The sequence below is a fragment of the Streptosporangium oxazolinicum genome (genome assembly GCF_039537505.1).
GTDB classification, from domain to species: domain Bacteria; phylum Actinomycetota; class Actinomycetes; order Streptosporangiales; family Streptosporangiaceae; genus Streptosporangium; species Streptosporangium oxazolinicum.
Genome location: NZ_BAABAQ010000017.1, coordinates 166,670 through 187,783, shown reverse-complemented (window position 1 = coordinate 187,783; position 21,114 = coordinate 166,670). Strand labels below are relative to the sequence as shown.

At 68.4% G+C, this 21,114-nt stretch carries 19 protein-coding genes; 7 read left to right on the top strand and 12 right to left on the bottom strand.

Features of this window, described 5'->3' with window-relative positions; genetic code table 11:
* Nucleotides 1-31 precede the first annotated feature (31 nt).
* Nucleotides 32-1,243, top strand: a complete 1,212-nt coding sequence (locus ABD817_RS35190; protein ID WP_344922749.1) for an MFS transporter — start codon at nucleotides 32-34, stop codon at nucleotides 1,241-1,243.
* A 228-nt stretch (nucleotides 1,244-1,471) separates the two neighbouring features.
* Here the strand turns inward: ABD817_RS35190 and ABD817_RS35185 are convergent, their stop codons facing one another.
* The gene (locus tag ABD817_RS35185; protein WP_344922748.1) at nucleotides 1,472-1,681 is read right to left on the bottom strand and encodes a DUF397 domain-containing protein; all 210 of its coding nucleotides are present in this window, start codon (nucleotides 1,679-1,681) and stop codon (nucleotides 1,472-1,474) included.
* A complete protein-coding gene (locus ABD817_RS35180) occupies nucleotides 1,672-2,502 on the bottom strand; it encodes a helix-turn-helix domain-containing protein (protein WP_344922747.1) in 831 nt (276 codons plus the stop codon). The genes ABD817_RS35185 and ABD817_RS35180 overlap by 10 nt, the downstream gene beginning before the upstream one ends.
* Nucleotides 2,503-2,690: 188 nt before the next feature.
* On the opposite strand from ABD817_RS35180, the gene ABD817_RS35175 reads away from it, so the two are divergent.
* A complete protein-coding gene (locus ABD817_RS35175) occupies nucleotides 2,691-3,146 on the top strand; it encodes an ATP-binding protein (RefSeq protein ID WP_344922746.1) in 456 nt (151 codons plus the stop codon).
* 102 nt (nucleotides 3,147-3,248) lie between these two features.
* Here the strand turns inward: ABD817_RS35175 and ABD817_RS35170 are convergent, their stop codons facing one another.
* From ABD817_RS35170 to ABD817_RS35160, 3 genes are all read right to left on the bottom strand, one after another.
* Entirely contained in the window at nucleotides 3,249-3,629 is a 381-nt protein-coding gene (locus ABD817_RS35170; protein WP_344922745.1) for a VOC family protein, read from the bottom strand.
* A 243-nt stretch (nucleotides 3,630-3,872) separates the two neighbouring features.
* Entirely contained in the window at nucleotides 3,873-5,252 is a 1,380-nt protein-coding gene (dpgC, locus tag ABD817_RS35165; protein WP_344922744.1) for a (3,5-dihydroxyphenyl)acetyl-CoA 1,2-dioxygenase DpgC, read from the bottom strand.
* Complete coding sequence (locus ABD817_RS35160) at nucleotides 5,249-6,082, bottom strand: hypothetical protein (protein ID WP_344922743.1); 834 nt, start codon at nucleotides 6,080-6,082, stop codon at nucleotides 5,249-5,251. The genes dpgC and ABD817_RS35160 overlap by 4 nt, the downstream gene beginning before the upstream one ends.
* A gap of 682 nt (nucleotides 6,083-6,764) precedes the next feature.
* Between ABD817_RS35160 and ABD817_RS35155 the strand changes: the two genes are divergently transcribed.
* The 4 genes from ABD817_RS35155 to vanY-N all read left to right on the top strand — a co-directional run bounded on the left by ABD817_RS35155 (nucleotide 6,765) and on the right by vanY-N (nucleotide 10,707).
* Entirely contained in the window at nucleotides 6,765-7,070 is a 306-nt protein-coding gene (locus ABD817_RS35155) for a methyltransferase family protein (protein ID WP_344922742.1), read from the top strand.
* Nucleotides 7,070-7,411 (top strand): thiamine pyrophosphate-dependent enzyme, encoded by a 342-nt coding sequence (locus tag ABD817_RS39685; protein ID WP_425583436.1) that lies wholly within the window; start codon nucleotides 7,070-7,072, stop codon nucleotides 7,409-7,411. Before ABD817_RS35155 ends, ABD817_RS39685 begins: the two co-directional genes overlap by 1 nt.
* Nucleotides 7,412-7,503: 92 nt before the next feature.
* Nucleotides 7,504-9,927 (top strand): HelD family protein, encoded by a 2,424-nt coding sequence (locus tag ABD817_RS35150; protein WP_344922741.1) that lies wholly within the window; start codon nucleotides 7,504-7,506, stop codon nucleotides 9,925-9,927.
* A 207-nt stretch (nucleotides 9,928-10,134) separates the two neighbouring features.
* Complete coding sequence (vanY-N, locus tag ABD817_RS35145) at nucleotides 10,135-10,707, top strand: D,D-peptidase/D,D-carboxypeptidase VanY-N (protein ID WP_344922740.1); 573 nt, start codon at nucleotides 10,135-10,137, stop codon at nucleotides 10,705-10,707.
* Between the two features lie 77 nt (nucleotides 10,708-10,784).
* On the opposite strand, the gene ABD817_RS35140 is transcribed toward vanY-N, so the two are convergent.
* The 4 genes from ABD817_RS35140 to ABD817_RS35125 all read right to left on the bottom strand — a co-directional run bounded on the left by ABD817_RS35140 (nucleotide 10,785) and on the right by ABD817_RS35125 (nucleotide 15,052).
* Nucleotides 10,785-11,294 carry a GerMN domain-containing protein gene (locus tag ABD817_RS35140; RefSeq protein WP_344922739.1) on the bottom strand — a complete coding sequence of 170 codons (510 nt, stop codon included), beginning with the start codon at nucleotides 11,292-11,294 and terminating at the stop codon, nucleotides 10,785-10,787.
* Entirely contained in the window at nucleotides 11,291-12,784 is a 1,494-nt protein-coding gene (locus ABD817_RS35135) for an ATP-binding protein (protein WP_344922738.1), read from the bottom strand. The genes ABD817_RS35140 and ABD817_RS35135 overlap by 4 nt, the downstream gene beginning before the upstream one ends.
* Nucleotides 12,785-12,791: 7 nt before the next feature.
* A complete protein-coding gene (locus tag ABD817_RS35130) occupies nucleotides 12,792-13,466 on the bottom strand; it encodes a response regulator (protein WP_344922737.1) in 675 nt (224 codons plus the stop codon).
* A gap of 962 nt (nucleotides 13,467-14,428) precedes the next feature.
* Nucleotides 14,429-15,052, bottom strand: coding sequence for a TetR/AcrR family transcriptional regulator (locus ABD817_RS35125; protein ID WP_344922736.1), 624 nt, complete (start codon nucleotides 15,050-15,052; stop codon nucleotides 14,429-14,431).
* 122 nt (nucleotides 15,053-15,174) lie between these two features.
* Between ABD817_RS35125 and ABD817_RS35120 the strand changes: the two genes are divergently transcribed.
* Nucleotides 15,175-15,570 carry an ester cyclase gene (locus ABD817_RS35120; protein WP_344922735.1) on the top strand — a complete coding sequence of 132 codons (396 nt, stop codon included), beginning with the start codon at nucleotides 15,175-15,177 and terminating at the stop codon, nucleotides 15,568-15,570.
* 421 nt (nucleotides 15,571-15,991) lie between these two features.
* On the opposite strand, the gene ABD817_RS35115 is transcribed toward ABD817_RS35120, so the two are convergent.
* From ABD817_RS35115 to ABD817_RS35105, 3 genes are read right to left on the bottom strand one after another with little or no spacing between them, the layout of a single operon-like run.
* On the bottom strand, nucleotides 15,992-19,177 hold the full coding sequence (locus ABD817_RS35115; RefSeq protein ID WP_344922734.1) for an ATP-binding protein: 3,186 nt from the start codon (nucleotides 19,175-19,177) through the stop codon (nucleotides 15,992-15,994).
* A gap of 2 nt (nucleotides 19,178-19,179) precedes the next feature.
* Nucleotides 19,180-19,770, bottom strand: a complete 591-nt coding sequence (locus tag ABD817_RS35110) for a hypothetical protein (RefSeq protein ID WP_344922733.1) — start codon at nucleotides 19,768-19,770, stop codon at nucleotides 19,180-19,182.
* Between the two features lie 44 nt (nucleotides 19,771-19,814).
* The gene (locus ABD817_RS35105; protein ID WP_344922732.1) at nucleotides 19,815-20,882 is read right to left on the bottom strand and encodes an endonuclease domain-containing protein; all 1,068 of its coding nucleotides are present in this window, start codon (nucleotides 20,880-20,882) and stop codon (nucleotides 19,815-19,817) included.
* Nucleotides 20,883-21,114 lie beyond the last annotated feature (232 nt).

Sequence of the window (21,114 nt, the reverse complement as noted above, 5' to 3'; positions counted from 1 at the left end):
TCGGTGAAAGAATCGCGGGCCGGAGGTGATCATGGCTGCGACGTCTTTGGGTCCGGCGTACCACCGTTTGTGGCTGGCGACGGCGTTGTCCAATCTCGGCGACGGGATTCGGATGGCGGCCTTGCCGTTGTTGGCGGCTGTCATGAGCTCGGACCCGGTCGTGGTGGCCGGTGTGGCCGTCGCCGGACAGAGCCCGTGGCTGATATTCGGGTTGTTCGCGGGAGCCATCGTCGATCGTTACGACCAACGTCGTCTGACGGTTCTCGTCGATGTGGCACGGGTGCTGCTGCTACTCGTCCTGGTGGTCGCGCTCGCTTCCGGCGTCGCCGGTGTCGCCCTGGTGTACGCGGTGGCGTTCGCGTGCGGTGTCGGAGAGACCCTGCGCGACACGGCGACGGCCACCCTCCTTCCTCCCCTGGTCAGTGACGCGGACCTTGATCGGGCCAACGGTGGCTTGGTCAACGCCGAGGTCGCGGGTAACGAGTTGGTGGGGCCACCGCTCGGCGGGTACCTGTTCGGTGTCGCCTTGGTGCTTCCCTTCGCGGTCAACGGCAGCGCGCTGGCGTTGGCGGCGGCCCTGGTGTTCAGCCTGCCGAACGTGTTCGCGCACAAGGCCGCGTCGTCCTTCACCTCCAAGAGACAGATAGCGGCTGACACGCGTGCGGGTCTGCGGTGGTTGGCGCGTCATCGGCGTTTGCGCACCCTTGTTGTGCTGGGTGCGCTGTTCGCGTTGATGGACAGCGTCTGGTTCCCCATTTTCGTGCTCTACGTCGATCAGATCCTCGGACTGCCCGCGTGGGCCTACGGCGGACTGTTGGGTGTGGGCGCCGTGGGAGGTCTGGCAGGCGGGTACCTCGCCGCACGTCTCACGCGTTCGATCGGATCCACGGCGGTTCTGACGAGCTGCCTCATGTGTGCCGCGGCAGGACAACTGATGCTCGGGCTCACCACATCGGCCTCTGTCGCGGCCGCCGGGTTGGTGATGACGAGCGGTGCGTTCGGGGTGTGGGCGGTCGCGGCCCGGACGCTTCGCCAGCGGCTCACCCCACCCGAGCTGCTTGGCCGGATCAGCAGCGCGTCGATGACCATTGTGATGGGTGCGGCGCCTCTCGGAGCTCTCGCCGGTGGGTTCATCGCGGTCGGCTGGGGATTGACCGCGCCGATCCTGACAGGGGTGCCGGTACTCGCGGTGAGCGCGCTTGTCTGCCACCTGACGTTCCGCGAGCGCGACGAACTCGGATGACGGAGGCCCGGGTGTCCGCCGACATCATCTCCACGCGCGACGACGACGGCCGACGGTCCGTGGACCGAGCGCGATCTCACGCGCGACCTCGGCGGAGTGGGGGAATTCTCCCTTGCCAACGTTCATTGGCGCTGAATCCGTGGAATCGCGTTGGCAAGGTAGGCGATCAGGTCGTGACCGGGCCCCGCGCCGGTGGGAGTGGGACCCGGCCCTGACGGCTCGAAGTGGTCAGCCGAACGTGCCGGTCTTGACGCCGTGGATGAAGGTGGTCCACTCGGTGGCGGTGAAGACCAGCGCGGGGCCGGTGGTGTCCTTGCTGTCGCGGACGGCGCGGCGTCCGCCGGAGAGCCCGGCGACCTCGACGCACTCGCCGCCGTTGCTCGACGAGCGGGTGGACTTGACCCACGTCGCCTCTGCCAGTTCCCGGTTCAGGTCCATCTCTTGATCGTCTCCTTGATCAGCTTCAGTGAGTCGCGCTGGGACAGCGCCTCGACGCGGATCGCCTCGTACCGCAATGCTAGGGCGGCGACGTCGTCGGGGCGATCGGTTACCTGACCTGCACCGGCCGAATCGAGGTAGGCCGCGTTCACCACGCCCCTGCGCGCGTGCGCGATGACGAAGCCTCCGCCGAGGCCGGTCGTCGCGCGGGCGTCGAGGGGGAGGATCTGGATCGCGACGTCGGGGCGCTCGCCCATCTCGGCGAGGTGGGTGAGCTGGGCCGCCATCACGCCGTCCGCGCCGACGGGACGGAGCAGGACGCCCTCGTCGAAAACCGCCCAGAGCATGGGACGGTTCGCCCGGTCGAGGATGGCCTGGCGCTCCATCCGGGCCGTGACGTACTCCTCCAGCTGCTCGGGGGTGATGCGGGGCTCGCCCCGCAGGATCGCCTCGGCGTAGGCGCGGGTCTGGAGCAGGCCGGGAACGATGAGAGGATGCCAGGCCCGCAGGGTCTCGGCCTCGCGCTCGATCTCGATCCAGGGCCTGAACCAGTCGGGCAGCTGGCTGCCCACGTGGCTGATGAGGTCCCACAGGTTCGTCAGGGCGCCGTCGAGCTTGAGGACCTTGTCGATCTGCTGGGTCATCTCGCGGGGGGCCTTACGGTGGGTGAGCTCCACCATGCTCACCAGGCTGACCGACCAGCCGATGCGGTCGGCCAGCTCCTTTTGGCTGAGACCTGCCTCTTTGCGGCGTCTGCGGAATTCTGCGGCGAAATACTTCTTTGGGGAGACGGTGGAGCTAATGCCCGGGGGGATGGTCATTTCTGTCCTCTCGTGAATACACACACGGCTCCACATATCCGTGTAGTGACCGTGCGTTCGGAGTCACTACCGACAGTAGTGGTTGTTTGCGATTCTTGGAATACTCAGCGGGTGGTCGCCTGGAGTCGGTTAATGAGGCGAGGAAGCCCGGAAGACGAACCTGCGGGTTGGGCGAAAGGGCATTCACCATGCAACCGGCCAGAAAGCTGGGGGAGATCTTCCTGCGGAGAGAACCCGAATCAGTTTCGAGCGCACGCGCGATGGTGCGGGATCTTCTCGGTATCCAGCACCCCGCCTACGAGCAGGTACGGCTGGCCGTCTCCGAAATCACCACGAACGCCGTCGAACACTCCGCTCCCGGCCCGGTGGGAGACCTGGTCATGGTCGTCCTGAAAGTGGTCAACGACTTCGTATATGTGGAGGTCACCGACCCCGGTTCCGCGTCCAGCAAACCACACCTGTGCGACGATCCCGCCCCGGACGCGGAGGACGGGCGAGGGCTGTTCATCGTCGACGAACTCTCGGCCGGAAACTGGGGCGTCCGCGACTTCGGGGTGGTGGGCCGTACGGTGTGGTGCGCCATTCCGGCCGACCCCACGGCCCCCGCCGAGGAGGCCGAGATCGGCACCGTACGACCGGAATAGCGGGCGCGGATCCGTCAATCAGCAGAAAGCCTGACTTCCACACTCCACAATCACGCCGTGTATTCCTTACGCGTCTTTGTCACCCGTCCACGCGGAGATTCGTCACTCGTCCACGTAGAGGCAGAAGGGGTGCCCGGCGGGATCGAGGAGCACCCGGACGTCCTCCTGCGGCTGGTGGTCGGCGAGGGTCGCGCCCATCTCGACCGCGTGGTCGACCGCGCGGTAGAGGTCGCCGACCTCCAGGTCGAGGTGCATCATCATCTGCTGCGAGCCGTCGGCGGACGGCCAGACCGGGCGTACGTAGTCAGGGGAGGTCTGGAAACCCAGATACGTGACCCCCTCGGCCGGTGAGACCGTGGCCCAGCCGGGCTCGTCCTTGGTGAGCTTCCAGTCGAGAAGACGCGCGTAGAACCGCGCGAGTTCCTGTGCGTCGGGTGCGTCGAGCACCACACCCCAGTAATGGGAGTCCGTTCTTCCGCGCATGGCCGCTCCCTGCCCCGAAAGGCGTTCGGATCACGCGGAGCGGGGGACGTCTCCGGAGCGCGGCACCCGGCCCCCGGACCAGGCAGGGCTCAGCCCAGGCCGGTGCCGTGAACGCGTAGACGTTGTCCTCCAGAAGCAGGGGGTCCTCCTCCTCGGCGAGCCGCAGGAGCCGCCGACGGTGCTCCAGCGTCATCCGTCAGAGAGTCGTGCAGGGTGAGTGAATCGACCTGGGTCAGTCCTTCGTCACCTTCGGGACAGCGTGCGCCGCCAGCGCCGCTCCATCTTGGCCAGCACGTCCTCGCTGTGGGTCCTGGTCGCCTGGATCACGGCGAACTCGGCCAGATACTCGCGATAGAGGTCGACCGGCTCCTCGGAGAGGCCCAGCATGCGGCGGTTCGCCACCACGGCCGGTGCCGCGAGTTCCGCCACGGAGGCCTCGATCGCCGCGTCCATGAGAGCCGCGGGCACCACCTCGTCGCACAGCAGGCGGACCTCGGGATCGTCACCGGTGATCCTGCGACCGCCCAGAATGATCTGACGGGCCATCCTGGCCCCGGTCAGCCTGCGCAGCCGCAGGTTACCGAGCCCGGGGACGATGCCCTCCTCGGCCGCGGGAAGACTGAGAAAGGCCCCCGACTCCAGGAGCACCCGGTCCAGGACGAGCAGCAGCTGCATGCCGCCGCCGATCGCGAAGGTGTCCACCGCGCCGATCCACGGCTTCTGCCGCCTGGGGTCCGGCCAGGTCACCTCCGTCGGCTCCGGCAGCAGCCCGCGCAACATCTTGCTGATGTAACCCAGCTCACGGCCCAGCAGGAAGTCGATGAACGAGATCTCCCCGTTACGGAGCGCCTTGAGGTTGATACCCGCGCTGAACACCCGCCGCCCTCGGTACCTGGGATGGTCGACCTCGCCGCCACGGAGCACACCGACCCGTACCCGGTCGTCGAGCAGGGCGAGGTCGACCGCCGTCTCCAGATCACCGATGAGCCGGTTGTCCTCGGCGTTGAGGTGCTGCGCGTTGCGGAACTCCACGTACGCCGCGGGACCCCGGCGCTCCAGGAGCACCGAGGCCAGCTCGACCCGTCCGGTCGCGCGGAATCCGTCCAGCAGTTCCAGGGCGCGCGGGGTGGGCAGGGCCATGGTGTCGATCAGATGACGTCCGGCCGTGGGGGAGTGCAGCACGGCCCCGCAGAAGAGTCCCTGGTCGATCTCCAGGCCGTCCTTGTGCGCCTGGATGCGCGATTCCTCGACGGCCATTCGCGCCCGGGTGGGGACGAGGCCGGGAAAGCGGACGGCCGCCGTGTAGACGAGTTCGGAAAGGCGTGGCCGTCGGGTGCGCCCGTCGGTCAGCAGATCGTAGACGGCCTCGGCGTGCCGGGTGAGGAAGCAGAGCCGGGCCGTCCGCCCCGCGCCGAGCAGGGTGTCGGCCGAGCGCCGCTGGGCGGCGTCGCGCTCCGGTTTCGCCGGGAGCTCGGCGAGCAGGTCCTCCTGCCGCGACAGATGTCCGGCCAGCGTGGCCGTGTCGTCGCCGAGGTGCCCGGTGAGGCGCCCGCCGAAGGACGGCGCGGTGGCGAGCCATGCGTCCCTGCGGGTCTCGAAGTCCCGCGAGAGGGTGCGGCTCATGATCCCGGTCCTCCGTGCCGGGCCGTTCCCGAGGTGCCGGACGCCTGCAGACGCCGCAGCTCGCGGTCGTACGCGGCGAGGTGGGCGCCGAGGGCCTCCTCGTACTCCGCGCCGGCCGCCTCCGGCAGGAGCCGACGCCGGATGGTGACCTCGCGCCCGGAGAGGCGGCCCCGCAGGATCGCCGCCGTCTGGACGGCCTCGGAGAGGTCGTCGCTGATCTGGTCGACGAGCCCCATGCCGACGACGTCGAGACGGGAGCAGTGCCTGCTGATGCCGACTTCCCTGATCGGTAGCGCGGAAAAGCCCGGGGTGATGAATCCCGTCGAACCGACACAGCACAGATAACGGATGTCGGACAGTGAGGTGTCCGTCTCACCGAGGCACGACTCGACGGCCTCCCACCCGATGGGCAAACCGCTGGAGATGTGCTCGCGCAACGGATCGCCCTGGGTTTCCGTGTCACGGGTGCCGTCGGGGCGCGGTGGCGGCCCTCCATCGCGGACCGTGTCGAGCGTGAAACAGAGGACCATGCCGACGGTCCCCCGGGCGCCGCGCCGGAAATATTTGGCGAAGACCGGTTTGAGCAACTGGGTGGCAAAATACCGTGAGCGAGTCATCGGCGGTGTCTCGACGATCTCGTCACCGGCGATCAAGGTGTTGTCCCGGACGTCGAGCGGGAGCACCACCGAGGCCGACCAGGCCGACGTGACCACCTCGACCGTCGCCGCGTCCACATCGACCGGCCGGTGCACCGCGACGCCGAGAGATTCGAGAGTCGCGACGAGCCCCGCCGGATCCTCGTCGAGCTCGTCCGCGTAACGCTGGTTCACCGGGGTCCGGTGTGCCCCCGACCGGCCGTCCATGACGCCCGAGCCGCGGATAACACCATTCCGAACGATGAGCGTTATCGGCGGCAAGATTGTCGTGGAAAAAGAGATCGAACGACAGTTCGCGCTCGTGTGACGCATAATTCCCGGCGCCGCCGACGATGAATTCTCTTAATTGCGACCACTCGTCGAAACTGTTCGGTTTCATCGTTGCCTCGCCATGTCGAGTCGATGTCAGCTTCACGGTGAATTTATGGAAATAGGCCGCCGATCACCTTGGTCATAGAAGCATAAAGATCGACCTGCTGCAACGCGGCGGGGTGGAGGAATAGGTGTGATCTATGCCACATTGCTGCGGTGTTGACTCGTAGTCAAGTCTCACACAAGATCGTGTTGCGTCTGCGGCTTGGGCCTGTACGAGCACGTCCCAGCGCACTGCTCACCCTGCGCGTAATCATTTTCAGTGGCGTGGCGACACGGCTGCGGTTGTATGCGGTCGCAGTTGAACACGACAGCAGTTGAACACGACGGAAGTTGGACGCGAAATACCTGCCACATGGCACGCGTCGCGCTGCGCTAAAACGCCGGAAGAGCCGAAAGGGCGCGATGTGTGTAGCCGATGTCACTGACCGGCGCACACGCATTCCATGTCAACGGTGCCCTCACGTTATGGAGACGCCCGGCTGTGGAGAAGGCCGAGTACGATGGGTTCAATTTCCTGGTGAATGCCCCCGCGCTCTTCAACGCAGTCACCACGGCAGCGGAGCTGGGTATTTTCCGGTTGCTCGCGAAGCACCCCGGACGCGAATTCGAGGAGGTCCGCGAGCACACCGGCGTCCCGCCCCACCGGCTCCGCGTCCTGCTGCGGGCCGTCTGCGCGACCGGCCTCCTGAAGCGGTCCGGCGAGGTCTATCGCAACTCCACGGCGGCCGAGGAACTGCCCGCCTCCGCCGCCGGACCTTCGTGGCCGAGGGCGACGGCAGCCTCCTGATGAATCCGGCGGGCCTGATCGCGGTGGGCGCGGCGCGTCGGTTGCCGCTGGTGCATCTCGTGCTGGACGACGGGGTGTACGACTCGACCGGAGGTCAGCGGTGTGCCGGAGGGTCGGTGGACCCGACGGAATGGGCTCGGGACTGTGGATATAATGATGTGAGCACGGTCACTGATGTGGAGCAACTGAGCCGGTTTCTGGACGAGAAGCCATTTTCCCACTCATGGCCGGTGTTCGTTCGTTGCCTGGTCACCCGGGAAGCAGATCCCCCGCCGCGAGTGACACACGATCTCGCAGACATATCAGCATCCATCACTGCTTTCATGGCGTCTGCGCCATAGCCGGAGCTGAGGGGTGGGGGCTTTCCCGCTGATTCCGCCCAGCACGCCCAGCACGCCCAGCAGGCCCAGCACGTGGAGCACGTGGAGCGCATTTGCATCACTCCCTTGAGCCGACCCTCGCGGAGGCGGAGGTCCGGCGTGAACAGCAGCATCTGGATCGGCTCTATGAGGTATTGGAGACACAACGCGACAAAACAGTGAAGATGCTGGCGGGCGCCGTCCAGGGATCCGGCGGCTCCGCACAGGCACGGGTGGAGCGGGAGCTGGAGGTGCGGCGACTGCTCCAGCGTGTCGCCAAATACGACGCGGCGGAAACCGGGCTCTGCTTCGGACGAGTGGACCTGGAAGACGGCTACGGATACTACATCGGCAGGATCGGCCTGCGTGAGGAGGACCTGGACGCCTCCCCGCTGCTGATCGACTGGCGCGCCGCGGCGGCCCGGACCTTCTACACCGCGACCGCCGCGGCTCCGCAGGGCGTCCGGTTGCGGCGGCACCTGCACACCCGTGGACGCCGGGTGCTGCGCGTCGACGACGAGTTGCTCGGCAACGCCGTCCCGGCCCCCGAGGGCGACGCGAGACTGACCGGCGAGGCCGCGCTACTGGCCACGCTCCGGGCCGACCGTACCGGCCGGATGCAGGACGCCATCGCGACCCTGCAGGTGGAGCAGGATCAGATCATCCGCTCTCCGCACACCGGAGTGCTGGTGGTGCAGGGCGGTCCGGGCACCGGTAAGACCGTCGTCGCCCTGCACCGCGCCGCCTACCTGCTGTACACCCATCCACGCCTCGAACGGCGTGGCGTCCTCGTCGTCGCGCCCAATCCGGTTTTCCTCAGCTATATCAGCCAGGTCCTTCCCAGCCTTGGCGAGACCAACGTGCTTCTGGCCACCGTCGACCAGCTTTTCCCCGGCGTCGCGACCGTGCGGACGGAGCCGGACGACGGCGCCGACGTCAAGGGCCGCCTGGTGATGGCCGACGTGGTGGCGGCGGCGGTGCGTGCCCACCAGGCCGCGCTGGACCGGCCGGTACGAACCGTGATCGGCGGAGAGCTGATCGAGCTGGAAACGGACTTCCTCGCCCGTACGGTCGCGTCGGCCCGGGAGACCCGGCTTCCCCACAACCTGGCCCGTCCGGTGTTCTGCGAAGCGGTGATCGACGACATCGCCCGACAGCTCTCCTACACGATCACCGACATCGAGGCCGTGTTCGACGAGCAACTGGCCGAGCACGTAGATCATTCCCAACTCGACAGGGAAGTGGCCGACGACATCGCCCGCGTCTTCGGCGAGGACACGCCGATGATCGACCTGGAGGAGCAGAAGCGCCGCGACATCGCCGGTTCGAAGGAGCACTGGCTGGCGGCACTGCCCGGGGATCCCGACGTCCAGCGGCTCCTCGACCGGCTGTGGCCCGCGCTGACACCCCAGCGCCTGCTCGACAGGCTGTACGGCGACCCGTCGTTCCTGGCCGAGGTGGCACCCTCCCTGACCGACGGGGAGCGGAGGAGCCTGCACCGGGCGCCGGACGACGGCTGGACTCCCGCGGACGTCCCGCTGCTGGACGAGGCGGCCGAGCTCCTGGGCCATGACGATCAGCTCCAGAAAGTCCAGGCGGAACGGCGGCGCGCGCGAGCGATCGAGTACGCGCAAGGTGTGCTGGACATCGCCCGTGGTTCGCGCGCCGGGGAAGACGACGATCCCGCCGAGGCGGAACGGCTGGCGGCCACCGATCTCGTCGACGCCGAATACCTCGCCGAACCTCACGAACCCACCGAGCCCCACACCGTCGCTGAGCGGGCGGCGCTCGACCGGACCTGGAGCTTCGGTCATGTGATCGTCGACGAGGCCCAGGAACTGTCGCCGATGGCGTGGCGGCTTCTCGTACGGCGCTGTCCGACCCGTTCCTTCACGGTGATCGGAGACGTCGCCCAGACAAGCTCGGTAGCCGGGACGTTCACCTGGCGACAGAAGCTTGAGCCCGTTTTCGGCACCCGCTGGCGGCTGGAGCAACTCACCATAAATTACCGCACGCCCGCGGAGGTCATGGCCGCCGCCGACCGTGTCCTGACGGCCATCGGCGCCGGTCTCGAACCGGCCCGCGCCATCCGCGACGGCGGCCATGCCCCGTCCCTGATTCGCGTACCGCCCGGTGAGCTCCCCGACCGGCTGCGCGAGGCGACGGTCCACGAGATGGAGGCCGTCGGCGGGGGACGGGTCGCGGTGATCGTGCCGACGGAGGAGCTGGCCCCGCTGGCCAAGGCCGTCGGTTCCGCCATCCCCGACCTCTCCTGGGGGCCGGACGCCGACCTGGAGCAGAAAACAGTCGTGTTAACCGCGACCCAGGCCAAAGGGCTTGAGTTCGACTCCGTTCTGGTCGCGAATCCGGACTCCATCGTCACGGCGTCCTCCCACGGCCTCAACGACCTCTACGTGGCGTTGACCCGCTCCAGCCGACGGCTGACGATCGTGCACACCGGGCCGGTTCCCCCGTTCTTCGCGCACCTGACGACATGAGGGCGCCACCGGACCGGAGGCGGAAGCGGCGCCCCGCGACGGTGAACGCCGGTCCCGTTCTCCGCCACCGGCTACGTCTTTTCTGATCACCTTTGTCGCGAACGGTTCGCCTTCGTGGCGAACGGTCGCGCCGAGGGGGGCCGCTGTCGAGAAACGGTGACACGCGGCGGACAACGCGCGCACGTCCGGCGCCGATCGTGGTTCCTCATGAACGAGCCACGCACGATCCCCCCTCGGCCCCGCGACCGGCTGTACGCCGCGGTCACGCTGGTGATCGCCGTCCTCCTGCTGCCCGCGGCGTTCGTCCGGCATCCCGGCCGGGCCCGCGAACTGGCCTGCCGCTGGGCGTTGCGGACGCGCTTCCCCGCCGAGGACCTCACCGGGCTCACCCACGGAGCCCTGGCGGCGTTCACCGCGGCGCGCACCCGGGCGCTCTGGCGTCACGGTCAGCTCATCGGCCTCACCTCGGGATACCGCGATCCCCAGGTCCAGCAGCGGATGTTCGACGAGGAGGTGCGCCGCTCAGGCTCCCCGGCGCTGGCGCGCATGCTCGTGCTGCCACCGGCGGAATCCTGCCACGTCAAGGGCATCGCGTTGGACGTACGCCCCCATGAAGGCGCGCGCTGGCTGGAGGAACACGGCGCCCGCTACGACCTGTACCGCGTCTACGACAACGAGTGGTGGCACTTCGAGTATCACCCGGACCGAGGCGGCAGACCACCGCGACGGCGGCCCCACCCCGGTGTGGGTTACGTCAGCGAGTGCGCGGACCAGCTGTAGCGGGTCACCGCGACGGCGGTCCCACCCCGGTATGGGCCATGTCAGTGAGTGCGCGGACCAGCTGTAGCGGGCCGCCGTCACGCCGGGCAGTTCCGGGGGTTGACGCTCTGCCCGGCACCGGCACCGGCACCGGCACCGGCGACGGTGACCTGGGCGGGGCTCTCCGGCATCGTGGCGGCGGCCGTGCACACGATCTGCTCGACGGCCAGTGCGGACAGTTCCCCGGCCGGAGTGGACAGGGTCACCACCAGGTGGTCGACCGGCTTGACGGTCACCGAGAACGGGCCTGCTTCCGGCGGGACGTCGGTGGTGAACCCGTGCGCCCGTTCCTCCGCGGTGGGCCCGTCCATCAGCAGCGCGAGCGTGCCCGCCGTGAACAGTGGACGACCACCCGGCCTGGGCCGCGTCACCGCGCTGAGCCTGCCGTCCTTCACCAGATAGAGGGTGATCGTCGTGGTTGACGCGACGCGCCCGCTCGGCGGGGCGCCGACGGGGATGACGTCGCTGGGTTGCACGCCGCAGCCTGCCACGGCGACGAGCGATACGAGGCCCGCGGCGAGCACGCGGCGGGGTGGTCCGGCCCTCATTCGGGGCCTCCGTCCGGATCGGGTGCCCGGCGTGGCAGGCACAGTGTGAACACGGCGCCGCCGTCCGGGGCGTTGGTGACGGTGAGGTCGCCTCGGTGTAGACGCGCGTTCTCCCGCGCGATGGCCAGGCCCAGGCCGCTGCCCTCGGACCTGGCCCTGGCCGCGCTGGCCTTGTAGAACCGGTCGAACACGTGCGGCAGCACCGCCTCGTCCAGCCCCGGCCCGTGGTCGCGGACCTCAAGGGTGATCCGGTGCGGGTCGGCGCGAAGCCGTACCGACACCGGTGGCGCGCCGTGCCGCAGGGCGTTGCCGACCAGGTTCGCGAGGATGACGTCCACCCGGCGCGGGTCCAGCCGCGCCGTCACCCCGGGCGGAACCTCGGTGCGTACCCGCTCCGACCAGCCCCGGACGCGCAGGGTCGCGCCCACCAGTTCGGCCATGTCGATCTCGTTCGGCGCGAGGGCCGCGACGCCGGAGTCGAACCTGCTGATCTCGATGAGGTCGTTCACCAGAGCGGTGAGGTTGAGCGTCTCCTGGCTGACCAGCCTCGCGGCCCTGCTAGCGGGCTCGGGCAGCCGGGCCGCCTCCTCGTCCAGGACGTCGGCGACCGCGGTGAGCGCGGCCAGCGGGGTGCGCAGCTCGTGGGACACGTCGGCCACGAACCGGCGGGCGTCGGCCTCCATCTCGCGCAGCTGCTTGACGAGCCGTTCCAGCTCCGCGGCGGTGTTGTTGAACGTGCGCGCCACGTCGGCCAGCTCGTCGGAGCCGCGCACCGCGATCCTGGTCCGCATCTCGCCCTCGCCCAGCAGGCGTGCCGCCCGGCCGAGCTCGCGCACCGGGCCCAGCACGCCCCGGGCGGCCAGCGACGCCAGGACGACCGCGAACGCCAGGGCCGCCCCGCCGATGAGCCAGGCGCGTGCGGCGAGCTCGTCGACGCTGTGCTGTTCGGGAAGCAGGCTGCGCACGCTGTAGACCTCGATGCCGGACACCCGCGTCGTCCGGTCCTGCTCGATGATCAGCATCGGCATGCCGATGATCAGGCTGGGCTCACCCTGCCACACCACACGCTGCCACGCGGTACGGCCATCGGCCACCACCTGCCGCAACCCCGGTGAGATCGCCCCGAGGTCCAAGATCCGGGCCTTCCCGTCCAGCCCCGGCGACCCCGGCCCCGGCGGTGGCCCCGGCGAGGCCGGGGGGAGCGGCGAGTGCGTCTCGCGGTAGACGGCGACCGCGAAGCTGTTCTGGTCGGCCGCGGCGGCGGCGATCTCGCCGAGCTCGTCCGGGCCCGGCGCCGCGCTCCGCAACGGGTAGAGCGCCTCCAGGCGGCTGGTCATCGCCTGCACCGCGCCATCCTGGGTCCGCTCCAGGATGGCGTTGCGGGCCTGGACGTAACTCCCACCGGCCACCGCCGCCGCGGTGACCACGCACAGCAGTGCGAAGGCGAACAGCAGCCGGGCACGCAGCCCCAGGCTCGGCCGAGGCGTCACCGGCGGCTCACACCGGCCCGAACCGGTACCCGAACCCACGCACCGTCCGCACGTAGACGGGTGCCGCCGAGTCGTCCTCGATCTTCGCGCGCAACCGCTGCACGCACGCGTCCACCAGGCGCGAGTCACCGAAATACCCGTGCTCCCACACCGACTCCAGCAACTGCTGGCGGCTGTGCACCCGGCCCGGCGTGCCGGAGAGCTCGAACAACAGGCGCAGCTCGGTCGGGGCGAGGTCCACCGGCACGCCGCGTTTGGTGACCACGATCCCGGCCCGGTCGATGGTCAGGTCCCCGTGCCGCTCCAGCTCCGCCTGGTCCCGGCCGATCCGCCGGAGCACGGCGCCGATGCGTGCCTCAAGCACCCTGGGCTGCACCGGCTTGATCACGTAGTCGTCGGCGCCCGCCTCCAGCCCGGCCACCACGTCCATGTCGTCGCCGCGCGCGGTCAGCATGATGATCGGTATCTGACCGGCGGCCCGGATGCGGCGGCAGACCTCGAACCCGTCCATGCCGGGCAACATCAGATCGAGCACGACGACGTCGGGAAGATCCGTACGCAACCGGTCCAGCCCCTGCTCGCCGGACTCCACCGCGCGCACCCGGTACCCGTGCCCGGTCAGGGCCAGCTCAAGACCCTCCCGTACGGCCGGATCATCCTCGATCAACAACACTCGCGACACGCCCCCGGGTCTCACAGCACGCCCCCGTAACTCACTCGCAGGTCAACCCCATCCATTGTGGGCCGACCGTGTGCCCACCTTGTCTTCGCCATGTCATGGTTGTGTCACGGCCTCGCCGACGGTGATCGCTATTAACGAACGGTGACATTGGCGTCAATCGCATCCACACGTGTCCGACCGGCAGCCCGGACCGCCGGGATCCAGGCTTTGATCTTGAGCGCCGACGCGTGACCCAGGAGGCGAGGATCGTCAAATGCGTGGCGCGCGGAGTCAATGACATCCGGTCGTCACAACAGGATGCTGGGCTCCGACGTACGACGAATCAACGAGGGAGTCTCACCGGTATGCGGAAGGCGTCAATGAAGATCGCGGCCTTGAGCGCGGCGGCAACCGCCGCGGCGCTCTGTGTCATGCTCACCCCCAGCGCGGCGCTGGCCGTTCCTCCGGGCGTGCCCACCGGATGCAGCTCCGGGATCGGATGGCAGGATACGAGCGCGTGGTCCAAGTGCACCGGCGGTTCCGGTTCGCACCGGGCGGTCGCCACATGTGCCAACGACGCGGACCGCACCAGAAAGGTCTACGGTCCCTGGACGCACGTCGGGTCGATGAACCAATCGTCGGCCATCTGCCCGGGTACTCATCCGTACGCTGTCGGTCACAGCTACGAGACGCGGTCGGCCTGACCACATTTCATCCCAACGGTCCCCTGGCGTCGGCCTCCACCGGCGCCAGAGGACCGCGCATCACCGAGCGACCTACCAGGCGACAAAGCGGTTTCGTCGCTGTTGACGAACTCCCTGCCGGTGAGCGGAACAGCAAGATCAGGGTCTTGCGAGCAGCGAATTGTCACGCTCGGCGGCCCGGCTTGTTCGTGATCTCCATGGCCCACGTGAGCGGGATGGTTCGCACTGGACCTGCTATTGGGTCGAGCTGGGTGGCAGGCACACCGCGACGCGCGGTGTTCACCGTGGCCGAGGTCGCAGCCCGTCGAGGATGAGCTGGGCGATGTGCGCGGAGCGCTCGCGACTGGTCTCCGCGCCGGCGTGGCGGATCGCGGCGAAGGCACCGGCGACCAGCGCCATCACCTCGTCGACGGTGAGATCGGGGCGTGCGGCGCCGGCCGCGTGCGCGCGATCCAGCAGGCCCGCGACATGGCGCGTGAGATCCGCCGCGACATCGGGGGCGGCGGTGCGCAAGTCGAACTCGGCGGCCACCAGCGCGCTCTTCACCGTCACGTTCTCGGCACCGCTGGCCATCATCTCGGACAGCAACGTGAACAGGGCGGCGGGATCATCGATCGCGGTGAGCGCTTCCGCTTTCGCCACCAGTTGCCTGATCTGGTCGGTCGCGACGGCGAGATACAGCGCCTCCTTCGCCGGGAAGTGCCGGTGGACGGTGCCGGGGCCAACGCCCGCGCGGCGGGCGATCTCATCGAGCGAGACGCCGAGACCCTCCGTCGCGAACAACTGCTGCGCGGTCCGCAGAACCCGCTCGCGATTGCGGCGCGCGTCGGCCCGCAGCTCCCGGTCACTCCCGTGAGCTGCCGTCGGGCTTGCCGGGACCGGATCAGGTGGCTGGCTGGACATGTCCGCATCAGTGTAACCGGGACGGCGCACCGTATAGTGTGGCCATAAACGGGGCGTCGCACCGGTTAGAGTCCGCGGCGCTCATCACGACCCGACCTGTGAGCCACGAGGAGACCACACCGATGACCACACGTGAGGACACGAGCGCTCTGGTGCGGCGGATGCAGGAGTGCTTCAACAGCCGGCGATTCGACCAAGCCGCCGACCTGCACACCCCCGGCTTCTTCAGCCATCCGCTCGGCACCACGGGTTTCGAGGCGGGCAAGGACGCCTGGCGCGTGCTCGTCGCTCGGTTTCCCGGCATACGCGTCGTCGCCCAGGACATCCTGGTCGACGGCGACAAGGCCGCTGTCCGCTCGACCGTCGAGGGGATCGCGGCCCCGGACGACGACGCGCGGCCCACGCTGTTCGAGATCTTCCGCATCGATGACGGCCGGTTCGCGGAGATGTGGGGGGCCAGCACGGGATTCCCGTCCTCGGCCAGCCCCGAGGATCTGAGTCGCCCGGTGAGCCGATGACCGGTTCGGCGACCACGGAAAGTGCTTCTGACGTGCGCCGGATAAGCCGGACAAGGGGTGAGGAGCGGCGCGGCTTGACGTACTGCCCGCAGGCGTCGACGGCGTAGGGTTCCATGTCGTCCTGGGGCGAGGCCGGGAACCTGCTCTCGTCATACGTGTCGATCCGCACAGCGGCGACGGTGTCCGGGGCGACGATCCCGTCCTTCACCCGGATCCTGTCGCCCTTACAGGTCGTCGACCGCCAGGCGCCGAACGGGTTGCCCTTGATCGCCTTGGTGACACGTGGAGCCGCACGGGGCGACGGGGGTCCCACGGGCGGGAGAGATCGTGCGGCCACGGGCCGGGACGAACGTCCCGGCGGCGCGCACGACCTTTCCCGCGAATGATCACGCTACGGATGAGCACCGGCTGACCCACGAGGTCACCGGCTCGCTCGGGTGATGACCTCCTCGGTCGTCAGCGGCGCCCTGGGGTGATGGGTCAGACACAGAGGTGTACGCACCTTCGCGAACCCCGCGCCCTCGGGGGCGATGTAGAACTGGCCGCTGCGCAGCGAACCGATGTCATCGGCACTGCCGCCTTTGACGCGGGCCATCGCCTTGGCGGCCTCGATCTGCACGTCCGCGTTGAGCAGGCCGTAGAACTGGGTGGCGGCGTTGCCCGGGATCCGGTTGTGCAGGCCCTTGGGCGCCTGGGTCGCGAACACCAGCCCGAGCCCGTACTTCCGGGCCTGGGAGGCCAGCGCGAGCGTGCTCTGCGTGCACGCGGTCATGACGCCCGAGGGGGCGAAGGTCTGCGCCTCGTCCATGACGAGGAGCCCCCCGAGGGGCAGGTCACCGGCGGGGTTCTTCTTGATCCAGGCGAACAGCGCCATCTGCAGCTGGTTCACGAAGGACTGCCGCTCGGAGTCACCCTGCAACCCTACGAAGCTGATGACCGAAACCCGGGCCCGCTTCCCCTCGGCCGGAGTGAGAAGCCGCCCTGGATCGACCGGCTCACCTTCCCCGCCGAACAGCGGATCGGTCACGGCGGCGGCCCGGAGCAATCGGGCGAGCTCATTCGCGATCTTCGCTGCTCCGTCGATCCGGCTGATGTCCTCGGGGAAGTCCGCGAGCAGATCGATCAGCCCGTCGAGGCCGCCACGCCTGTGTTTCCCGAAGTGGACGACCGCCTCCGTGAGCACCGCCCGCGCGACCTGGGCCTTGCCGGTGGTGCCCGTCACCTTCGCTCGCGGGGCGAGCGCCGCGATGGCGGCCTGGACGGCCTCGTTGAACTCGTCGACGTCGTCCCGGACCCCGGAGAAGTCGGGCAGCGGCTGGAAGGCCAGCGGACGGCCCCTCTCCCGGCGCGGTGTCCAGACCACGACATCGGTGTCCGCGAGGTAACGAGCCGCCAGACCCCGGTCACCGGGGCCCCAGGCGGAAGGCTCCTCCGGCCAGGCGTCACCGAGACGGGCGAGGTCGTTGTTCGGGTCGAGCACGATCGAGGAGACGCCCCGAAGGGCGCACTCCTCGACGATCCGCCTGATCAGAACGGTCTTCCCCGAGCCGGATCCCGCGAAGATCGCGACGTGTTTACGGAGCGCCTCCAGCTCTACGGAGACCGGAAGCCCGCCATCGTAGGAGTGCCCCACGGTCAGCGACGGCACCCCGGCCGGACGGCTTTCCGGAGAGTGGCCCGAGGAACCGGCCGCGCGGACCGGCAGGGGCTTCGCCTGGGCGGGCGGCCCCTCAGGGACTTTTGGGGCAAGGTCTTTAGGAGCGGGGTCTTTGGGTGCTTGTGGCACTCGCGGAGCGGTTGGATCCGCCCAGTCACCCAGGGCGTCTTTGAGGAGCTTGAGGTTGGCGGTGGGTTTCCTGTCGGCGATCCACTGGTCGAGGTGCGGGAGGTTCTCCGCGAAGAGGTCCCGCAGGGCGCACAGCACCTTGAGATCCTCCTCGTCGGCCGTGATCACCCGGCCGCCCCTGGCGTGGAAGGCGGCGACCGACTCCTGGGTGACCGGCCCGGAGTTCCACGGGATGTTCCGGATGATGATCAACCGGCGCTTGGGACTCTCCTCCGCGAGACCGGCCTTGAGCACCGCCTTGCGGAGCCGGGTCAGCGCCGCGAGATGATGGGTGGCGGCGATGCCACGGAACGCCCAGTGGATCTCGTCCTCGGTCGCCTCGTTCAGAACCTGCTTGAGACCCGCGTGAAGAGAGGTCTTCTGGCCCATCGGCGGATCGACCCGGTAGCGCGCGGGCGTCTCGCGCCGCTCCACGGTCCAGGCCCGCAGGCCCGCCGAGATCAGGCGGGGAAGGACCGCGTCCTCCAGTTCGGCATCCAGCGCTCCACTGACATCGGCCGAATCCGCGAGGAGCGCGAACTTGGTGTCGATCCCCCGAAGCACTTCTTTGAGATTGGGCTTCGGGGTGCGATCGATCACCTTCGAGGACGTGCCGAGACTGTCCAGCTCGGTGATCTCGCCCTGTACGAGACATCTCTGGATGTGCTCGGACAGGCGTTCCAGGACCTGACGCGGAGTGTAGTAGGGAGCCTGCTCGAAGGCCTCCGGCCTGATCGGCCACGTTGGGTACGGCCGGTCGAAACCGATCTCCTTGAAGTGCTCCGCGAGTCGCAGGGTGACGAGCTCCGCCCCCACCGCGGGGGTCGGAACGCGCCGGAGGAAGGCGGCCTTCCGAAAGCGGTCCTTGAAACTCCTGACGGCCAGATTCTCGATGAGCGTCCACGTCTCCGGCAGGCAGGAGAGAACCGTCAGGGTCCGGCTGGTCATCTCACGGAGGTTGGTCAGTCCGTGGGCGAACTGGAGGACCGCCGAGGTCGCCGCCCTGTCGGGATCACCCTCGACGAAGAGGCTGCTCTGCATGATGAACGTGTCGAGCTGGTCGAAGGCCACGACACTCGGGCCGGTCAGCGCCAGCAGCCGCGAGATGTCACGGACGATCTCCTGGGGAGATTTGCGGACCTGCCGGAAGCCCCAGTCCGACCGGTAGCTCTCGCCGTCCGCGATCGAGCAGATGTAGGACTCGCCGATGTCCACCAGGGTATTGCTACCGGCCCCCAGGAGCACCAGAGCCCGAGCGACGTCCTGTGCCTCTCTGCCGACCCGGCGATCGAGGTCGTACAGGGCGTCGATAAACAGGTTGAGATCTTCGAGGGTGACCGCCTGATTGCCGATGATCGCCTGCTGGGTTCTTCGCGGGAGCTGCATCCGGCCCGTCAGATTGCGGAGGAACCGTTTGAGCTGGGTCTCCTCGTCCGTGCCCACCCGGGCCAGCCCGTCTTGAATGGACACGACGGCGCTTTCCCAGAAGTTGCGGGCGTCGAAAATGCTCATGAGGAAGAAGTAACCGTCGCGCTGGATGACCTGCTCACGCAGCCAGCTCATCAGGTGCGTCTTCCCGCTTCCGGAGCCGCCTTCGAGGACCACCCCGATCGGGCTGGTCGCGGGAGAGTCGGTGGCGGCGTCCAGCCCCGAGCGAAGGGCGTAGGAGGCCGCAGGGTGCATCTCGGGCACGTGGAACGGAACCGGCTGCCAGACATCCTCACTGGCGTTGACGGTCGAGAAGGTCTTGAGGCTCTGCAGTGCGTACCATTCGGTAACCATCGTCACGCTCCGACGCGGAACTGATGGTTGGGTGTGCCGCCGATGGCGATCGCGGCGGCGTGGTCTTCGGGCCCAAGGTCACCCAAGATCGCGACGGGCTCGATGTCCACCCGCCCCCCCAGCATCATGGTGCGCAGGACGTCGTCCTGAAGATCCCGGTCGATGTCGGTCAGGAGGGCTCGCAGCCCGGTCATCGCGGCCCACCGACCGGCGCCAGGCGTGATCTTCGCGTACGCCTCGCGGATCCGGTCTTCCACCTCCTCCGGCGACACCGTCGCGGCCAGCGCCCGAACGGGTTCCTCGACGGATTCCTCCACGGCCGGGGTCGCCGTTTTGGGCGTGAGGAGGGAGCGCAGGTACAGCAGAGCCAGCGTCTTGCCCGAGCGGGAGGTCACCGGGACTTTGTTGCGCACTTCCTCGATCGCGCGTTCTTCACCGGCCGGTGTGATCGTGTACCACAAAGCTTGTTTCCTGGTTTCCGACTCGATCAGCTTGGAGTCGACGAGACCCGCGCGGTTCTTGGGGTCGAGCTCCAGGCCCCACTCCTTTTGCAGTTCCTTGTGGGCCAACACGGTCTTGAGCTCCCTCAGCACGAGCAGAGCCGCGACCTGCCGATACGTGAGTCTTTCTTCGGACATCAGCCTGCTCCTTCGTTCATTCCGAGGCGTCGGCCCCGGAGGAATTCCTCGATGTGCCGCAAAACCGCTCCCAGGTCGCTCATCACCTGCTGGTTGGTGAATCGCAAGACCGTGAACCCGTCACGTTCCAGGTGCCGGTCACGAATCCGGTCGCGCTCCATTTGGGCGGGCGTCTCGTGTTCCGGTCCGTCGAGTTCCACGACGCACTTCTCCGGGACCCACATCAGATCCGTACGAATCATCACGAATAACGGGTCTTTGGAGTGATACATCTGATTCCATGTCCGGCCATGAGCCCACGCGCGTTCCGCCAGGGCCGCCTCCATCGCCCGCTCGACCGCACTTCCCGCATGCGGCCTTCCGGCGATCGGCGGCACTCCCGCCGTCGCGATGGGCGGCGGCGCCGTCATCTCCTCGGCCAGCCGCCTGACCGCCGAGGGCACCTCCAGGTGGAAGGTCTCGACGCGGCTCAGCTCGGGGCCGACGAGCCAGATCCCCATGCCGCTCCGGTGTGCCAGCCACTCACATCCGGCGACCAGAAAGGTCTCCTCGCGCGAGGCCGGTCTCTCCGGCACATAGACGACCAGCGCCGCCGATTCGCGGCCGAACGTGGAGGCGATGACCCGGGCCAGCCCGGCCGCCCGCGACTCCGCGGGGAACGAACGTCCCGTGGGGACGCGCTGTCCGGGAACCAGCGGGCCGCCGTGCTGGATGGCTCGGGCGGCGAGGTCGGCCAGGAACGGTGCGAAATGACGGGTGCCCGACGCCAGGCTCGTCGCGAGAATCCTCGCCGCCGCCACCCCGCCACCGCCGGGGCCGGAGAGTCTCTCCCCTCCGGGCAACCAGGCCGGGAAAAGGCCGATGGCGAGTGTTTCCAGCTCGCGGAGGATGGACTCCACCACCCCCGAGGCCGAATCGCCGTCGGTCGCCGTGTAGGTGACGACGGCGGGGCCGGTCTCCGGTAAGGGATCCAGCAACAACTCCATCACATTGGCGTCAATGCGGGAATCGACTCCGGCGAGGCGGAGCACCCTCCCGGCCGGGAGATCGCCCCATGACAATGCCACACCGGCTCCCTCTGGGCGCTCCTCCGAAAACGTGACTTTGCGCAGGATATAGGGCGAGAGAGGTGAGGCGTGGGTAATCCAAAGATATCTACTGTTCTGGAGTTACAAAATCATCCAAACAGTCATCCTGACCTTTCTTCACACCGCCGTTTATGTCATGGGTCGCCGTCATGATCTCCGGCCGGGCGGGGCAGGTGCGGGCGCCCCGCGCCTTCGTCTTCCCGGATTCAGC